Source organism: Burkholderia sp. Ac-20344, assembly GCF_017104975.1.
Taxonomy (GTDB): Bacteria; Pseudomonadota; Gammaproteobacteria; order Burkholderiales; family Burkholderiaceae; genus Burkholderia.
Genome location: NZ_JAAGPP010000063.1, coordinates 41108 through 47692, shown reverse-complemented (window position 1 = coordinate 47692; position 6585 = coordinate 41108). Strand labels below are relative to the sequence as shown.

The window sequence follows — 6585 nt, the reverse complement described above, 5'->3', positions numbered from 1 at the left end:
CGGCCACTGGCACGCCGCCGGCCCGGCCCGATGCGCCGCCCGGCCCCCGCCCACCCGAGATGGCGACACCGATGCGCAAGAAGAAATCCCCCGTCAAAGACCTGCTGCTCACCCGCTATGCGCCGATCGCCGACGGTATCGCCGCGCTGTTCTTCCCGTATGCGGAAGTCGTGATCCACGACCTGCACGACCAGACCGTGCTGTATCTCGCGAACAACCTGTCGAAGCGCGAGGTCGGCGACGATTCCGCGCTCGAGGAAATCGATCATTCCGCGCGCGAGCGCGTGATCGGCCCGTACGAGAAGCTGAACTGGGACGGCCGGCGGATGCGCTGCGTGAGCAACGTGCTGTTCGACGACGAAGGCCGCCCGGCCGGGATGATGTGCATCAACTTCAACATCGCGGTGTTCGACGAGGTGCGCGCGACGCTCGACCTGTTCATCAAGGGGGCAGGCGTCGTCGCGCAGCCGGACGAGCTGTTCCGCGACGACTGGCAGGAGCGCATCAACACGTTCCTGCACGGCTGGCTGCGCGAGCGGCAGGTCGGGCTGAACGGGCTCACGCGCGAGCACCGACGCGAGCTCGTCGAAGCGCTTCACGCGGAGGGTGCGTTTCGCGGCAAGAGCGCGGCGAACTACGTCGCGAACGTGCTCGGGATGGGCCGCGCGACGGTCTACAAGCACCTCAAGCACCTGAAGGAAACGCAGGGCGACGCGTAAGCGAACCCGCCCGCGAGTCGGTTCGCCGATTCGCCGGGAAGCGCGGCGGCGCCGGCCGGCATCGGCAATCGCTATCGGGACGCTGCTTCCGTGTCTATGCTTCGTGATACGCCGGACGCCCGTTTCACACGGCCGCCCGGCCCAGACGAAGCGTCGAAGCACAAAATGATATAGTCCCGGTTACACTTTTTTCCTGCCCGGAACCGCCCATGACGACCGCTCCCGCCCCGACTGCCCGCCCGACCCTGACCGTCGAAATCTGGTCCGACCTGATCTGCCCGTGGTGCTGGATCGGCAAGCGCCGCTTCGACGAGGCGCTCGCCGCGTTCGCGCACGCGGACCGCGTCGACGTCGCGCTGCGCGCGTACCGGCTGATGCCCGGCCAGCCCGTCGAGCCGGTCGAGGCGATGCTCGCCGGCAAGTACCGGATGTCGCCCGCGCAGGTCGAGCAGATGCTGCGCCAGGTGACCGACGCGGCCGCGAGCGTCGGGCTGCGCTACGACCTGCCCGGCACGCTCGTCGGCGACACGCTCGACGGCCACCGGCTCGTGAAGCTCGCGGAAACGACGGGCCGCGCGCACGCGCTGACCGAGCGGCTGTACCGCGCGTACTTCTGCGAGCACGGCTCGCTGTTCGATCACGCCGCGCTGACCGAATTCGCGGTCGAGGCCGGGCTCGAGCGCTCGGCCGTCGAAGCCGTGCTGCGCAGCGACTCGTACCGCGACGAAGTCGAAGCCGACGCCGCCCGCGCCGCACAGATCGGCGGGCGCGGCGTGCCGCTGTTCGTGTTCGGCGGCCGCTACGCGGTGTCGGGCGCGCAGCCGGCCGACGCGTTCGCGCAGGCGCTCGACCAGGCATGGCGCGACGGCATCGTCGAACTCGATGGCAGCGATGCGGCCGCCTGCGGCCCCGACGGCTGCGAACTGCCGGCGCGCGCGTAACGCCCGTGGCATCCATCGCGCGCCTCCCGCCCGGGCGCGCGACTACGCTTCGCTGCTGCCACAAACCGGCAGGAAGCCCGCGCGGACGGGGTCTACAATGCATCCTTTCAAATAACTATCAGAAGGCTGCAAGCCCATGACCCACGGGATCCACGGCGAGAAGCGCTGGTACGCGCTGATCGTCCTCTGCCTCGGCGTGCTGATGATCGTGCTCGACAGCACGATCGTGAACGTTGCGCTGCCGTCGATCAGCACCGACCTCCAGTTCACCGAGACGGCCCTCGTGTGGGTCGTCAACGCGTACCTGCTGACGTTCGGCGGCTGCCTGCTGCTCGGCGGTCGGCTCGGCGACCTGTACGGCCAGCGGCGCATGTTCCTCGCCGGCCTCGTCGTCTTCACGCTCGCGTCGCTCGCGTGCGGCCTCGCACAATCGCAGACGATGCTGATCGCCGCGCGCGCGGTGCAGGGGCTCGGCGGCGCAATCGTATCGGCCGTGTCGCTGTCGCTGATCATGAATCTCTTCACCGAGCCCGGCGAACGCGCCCGCGCGATGGGCGTGTACGGCTTCGTCTGCGCGGGCGGCGGCAGCATCGGCGTGCTGCTCGGCGGGCTGCTGACGAGCTCGCTGTCGTGGCACTGGATCTTCCTCGTCAACCTGCCGATCGGCATCGCGGTCTATGCGATGTGCGTCGCGCTGCTGCCGCGCCTGCGCGCGCCGGCCGGCACCGCGCGGCTCGACGTCGCGGGCGCGATCACCGTGACCGCATCGCTGATGCTGGCCGTCTACGGGATCGTCGGCGGCAACGAGGCCGGCTGGCTGTCGACGCAGACCGTCGCGCTGATCGGCGCGGCCATCGCGCTGCTCGCGCTGTTCATCGCGATCGAGGCACGCGCCGCGCACCCGCTGATGCCGCTCACGCTGTTCGCCGCACGCAACGTCGCGCTCGCGAACGTGATCGGCGTGCTGTGGGCGGCCGCGATGTTCGCGTGGTTCTTCCTGTCCGCGCTGTACATGCAGCGCGTGCTCGGCTACGGGCCGCTGCAGGTCGGCCTCGCGTTCCTGCCGGCGAACCTGATCATGGCCGCGTTCTCGCTCGGGCTGTCCGCGCGCATCGTGATGCGCTTCGGGATCCGCGGCCCGATCGCGGCCGGCCTGCTGATCGCCGCCTGCGGCCTCGCGCTGTTCTCGCGCGCGCCGGTCGACGGCGGCTTCGTCTGGCACGTGCTGCCCGGCATGACGCTGCTCGGCATCGGCGCGGGCGTCGCGTTCAACCCGATGCTGCTCGCCGCGATGAACGACGTCGATCCGGCCGATTCCGGGCTCGCGTCGGGGATCGTCAACACCGCGTTCATGATGGGCGGCGCGCTCGGCCTCGCCGTGCTCGCGAGCCTCGCGGGCGCCCGCACCGACGCGCTCGCGGCAGCGAACGCCGCGCCGCGCGACGCGCTGAACGGCGGCTACCATGCGGCCTTCGCGTTCGGCGCGGCATTCGCTGCCGCCGCCGCACTGATCGGCCTCGCGCTGCGCATCCGGCGTCAGGGTGCGGTCGAAGGCGTCGGCCCCGCTATGCACTGACCGCGGGCCGGCGGCGTCCAGCGCCGCCATCGCACCGGGGCGCGCACCATCGTGCCCTTTATATATCCGCTGGGCCCGGCACGCGCGCCCGCTTCGCCGGGCCTGTCGGGCCGACCGCCGCGTTCGGGCCGCCACCGCGCCCCATCCCGCTCAAACGCCCGTTTTGCTGCCGCCGGGTTGCCCGCCGCCCGGTTTTTCGCGACCGATTTTTAACGCAGTCGTACAACGACGCGCCACTTTTGCGACAATGGCGGACTTTGACGCGCGCGCCGCGGCCACGCGCCGCCGCCTAACGCCGCATAACCGTCGCCGCACAACCGCCTGCTTCCGATGTCGCTTCCCCATATCGATCTGCTGTACTCGTTGTCCGGCCTGTTCGTCGGCATCCTCGTCGGCCTGACGGGCGTCGGCGGTGGTTCGTTGATGACGCCGATCCTCGTGCTGCTGTTCGGCGTCCACCCCGCAACGGCGGTCGGCACCGACCTGCTGTACGCGGCCGCGACCAAGGCCACCGGCACGCTCGTCCACGGCCTGAAGGGTTCGATCGACTGGCGCATCACGGGCCGGCTCGCGGCGGGCAGCGTCCCGGCCGCGGCCGTCACGCTGTGGTGGCTGCATACGCACGGGATGAATACGCCGGGCACCGCGCGGATGATCCAGCTCGTGCTCGGCGTCGCGCTGCTGCTCACGTCGCTCGCGCTGATCTTCCGGCCGCAGCTCACCGCGTTCGCCGCGCGCAACCCGCTCGCGCCGAGCCCTGCGCGCACGCTGTGGTCGACCGTGCTGACGGGCGCCGTGCTCGGCGTGCTCGTATCGATGACGTCGGTCGGCGCCGGCGCGATCGGCGTGACCGTGCTCCTGCTGCTGTATCCGATGCTCGCGACGACCCGCATCGTCGGCTCCGACATCGCGCACGCGGTGCCGCTCACGCTCGTCGCGGGCATGGGCCACTGGCTGCTCGGCTCGGTCGACTGGTCGATGCTGCTGTCGCTGCTGCTCGGCTCGCTGCCCGGCATCGTGCTCGGCAGCCTGCTGTCGGCGCGCGCGCCTGAGCGGCTGCTGCGCAACCTGCTCGCCGCGACGCTCGTCGCGGTCGGCGTGCGGCTCGTGCTGGCGTAGCACGCGGCGCGACCGCCCTGCCTTCGACGGCGTTACGCTCTTTCCCGGCCGGCGCATGACGCGCCGGCCCATCGCCCGCCCGCAATGAAAAACAGCCCGACCGGCCTGCGCCGATCGGGCTGTCGTCCATCCGGGGCGGCGCAAGCCGCCCACGCCGCTTACTGCCCCTGCTGCTGCAGTTTCTGCTGCTTGAGCTGCTGCGTGCGCGCCTGCAGCTTCAGCACCCGCTGCAGTGCGGTGCGGTTCGCGAGGATGCCGTCGTAGAAGTTGGCGAGGTCGCCCTTCAGCGCGGTCCGCGACGCGTCGTTCAGGTAGATCATGTGGCCCGACGGGTAGTTCTTGATCGTCAGGTTCTGCGCCTTGAGCGTCGGGTCGAGCGGCATCTGCGCGAGCGTCAGCTCCGTCTGGTGGAACGGCGTGACGGCGTCGAAATAGCCGTTTGCCGACAGCACCTTCAGGTCCGGGTTCACGCTCATCGTCGACGCCAGGTCGCCGGCCGTGTACAGCGTGTTGCCGCCGCCCTTGTTCGCGCCGGTCGGATCCGTGTGGCTGAAGTCCCAGTTGTTGAAGACCTGGTCGTTCAGGTCCACGAACGACGACGTCGACGTGTACTTGAGGTCGGTGTTGATGTAGCTGTTCCACAGCACCGTGTACGCGCCGCCGACGTTCGTGATCGACGGATCGTTGCTGCCCGAGTTCGGCAGGATGTACGGCGCGATGCCCTTGCCCGTGAAGTTCGCGCGGCCGTCGTACTGGCCGATCTGCGTGCCCGGCACGAGTGTCAGGAAAAACGTGTACGGCGGGTTGTCGTCCGACGACGGCACATTGCCGAGCGCGGCCGGGTTGCCGAACGTCTGGATCAGCGACGTCGGATCCGTGCCGATGTACGCCCCCATCTGCTGCGCGGTCTGCAGGTTCAGGTTCAGCCGCACGTTCACGAAGCCGCCGTCCTGCGGGTTCGGCTTCTGGGCAAGCGGCGCAAGCGTGTTGTCCGCGTAGTTGCGGGCCTGGACCATGTACGCGTCGAGGTCGGTCGGCGTCGGGTTGAGCGTCGTCTTCTTCCAGTAGAACGCATCGGCCGCGAGCGTCGGGAACGTGCCCGGCGCGGACAGCGCATTTGCGTAGTCGAGGATCGACGACTGCAGCGTGATCCCGTTCAGGTCGATGCCGTCCTCATGCAGCACCCACGATACGACGGCGCTGCGCGCGGTGCCGTACGACTCGCCGTACAGGAACTTCGGCGAATTCCAGCGCGAGTACTTGGTCAGGTAGCGCTGGATGAAGCGGTCGATCGAGCGGGCGTCCTGGTCGGTACCCCAGAAGTCCTTGTTCTTCGCCGGGGCGATCGCCGCCGAGTAACCGGTGCCGACCGGGTTGATGAACACGAGGTCGGTGCGGTCGAGCAGGCTGTCCGGGTTGTCGAGCAGCTTGTACGGCGCAGGCGGCGTGAAGTTCGGGAACGACGACTGCAGGCGCTTCGGCCCGTACGAGCCGAGCAGCAGGTAGACCGACGACGAACCGGGGCCGCCGTTGTAGAAGAACGTGACCGGGCGCGGCTTCGACGGATCCGGATTGTCCTGCGTGTACGCGACGTAGAACATCTTCGCGTTCGGCGCCGACGTGACCGGATCGATCGTCGTCAGGTGGCCCGTGGTGGCCGTGTACTTGATACTCTTGCCGCCGATCGTCACTGCACGGTGCACGACGGCCGCCCCTTCCGTGGAATCCGTGACCGCGTCGTTCGGCCCGGTGCCGTACACGTCGGTGTCGACGTACGGCTGGTCGGCCGCGGCGGCGGCCGTTGCGCTGGTGCTGGCCGATGTGCTGCCGCTGGACGTCGCGGCCGCGGCGGCGGCCGAAGCGGCCGGGCTCGGCCCGTCGTCGCCGCCGCACCCCGTGACGAGCAGTGCTGCGGCCGCGGCTGCGGCGAGCGGCATGCCCAGTGTCGTTCCGAATAGCGCGAAACCGTCTTTCAAGGACTTCCGTGTCGTCATTATTGCCTCTCGAACAGAACGATAAATACCGCCGGTTGCAAAGGATCATTTGCGCCGGCGCTCCGCACCAGGAATGCATTCGTTATGCGACGCACTCCGAGTTTTTTACCGGATCGGCGAATACCGACCGGCACGATTTACCCCACCCATATCTTTTTGCGACCGCACAATGAAATCAACCTCATTGCGAACGACAATTCAATAATCCGCAGCAATACGAATTCATTCCTCGAATT

5 protein-coding genes are annotated in these 6585 nt (G+C 68.8%); 4 read left to right on the top strand and 1 reads right to left on the bottom strand.

Features of this window, described 5'->3' with window-relative positions; translation table 11 throughout:
- The 4 genes from G3N64_RS20340 to G3N64_RS20325 all read left to right on the top strand — a co-directional run.
- Nucleotides 1–719: PAS domain-containing protein (locus G3N64_RS20340; protein ID WP_277399122.1), on the top strand; the 719-nt coding region annotated here is incomplete at its 5' end.
- 209 nt (nt 720–928) lie between these two features.
- Entirely contained in the window at nt 929–1660 is a 732-nt protein-coding gene (locus G3N64_RS20335; protein ID WP_205785530.1) for a DsbA family oxidoreductase, read from the top strand.
- A 136-nt stretch (nt 1661–1796) separates the two neighbouring features.
- The gene (locus tag G3N64_RS20330) at nt 1797–3236 is read left to right on the top strand and encodes a DHA2 family efflux MFS transporter permease subunit (RefSeq protein WP_205785529.1); all 1440 of its coding nucleotides are present in this window, start codon (nt 1797–1799) and stop codon (nt 3234–3236) included.
- Between the two features lie 330 nt (nt 3237–3566).
- Nucleotides 3567–4355, top strand: coding sequence for a sulfite exporter TauE/SafE family protein (locus G3N64_RS20325; protein WP_085039590.1), 789 nt, complete (start codon nt 3567–3569; stop codon nt 4353–4355).
- Between the two features lie 158 nt (nt 4356–4513).
- Here the strand turns inward: G3N64_RS20325 and G3N64_RS20320 are convergent, their stop codons facing one another.
- The gene (locus tag G3N64_RS20320) at nt 4514–6349 is read right to left on the bottom strand and encodes a peptidase S1 (protein ID WP_205785528.1); all 1836 of its coding nucleotides are present in this window, start codon (nt 6347–6349) and stop codon (nt 4514–4516) included.
- Nucleotides 6350–6585 lie beyond the last annotated feature (236 nt).

Coding starts and splice junctions, on each gene's coding strand:
- G3N64_RS20335 (WP_205785530.1), top strand. CDS start 929: ATGACGACCGCTCCCGCCCCGACTGCCCGCCCGACCCTGACCGTCGAA.
- G3N64_RS20330 (WP_205785529.1), top strand. CDS start 1,797: ATGACCCACGGGATCCACGGCGAGAAGCGCTGGTACGCGCTGATCGTC.
- G3N64_RS20325 (WP_085039590.1), top strand. CDS start 3,567: ATGTCGCTTCCCCATATCGATCTGCTGTACTCGTTGTCCGGCCTGTTC.
- G3N64_RS20320 (WP_205785528.1), bottom strand. CDS start 6,349: ATGACGACACGGAAGTCCTTGAAAGACGGTTTCGCGCTATTCGGAACG.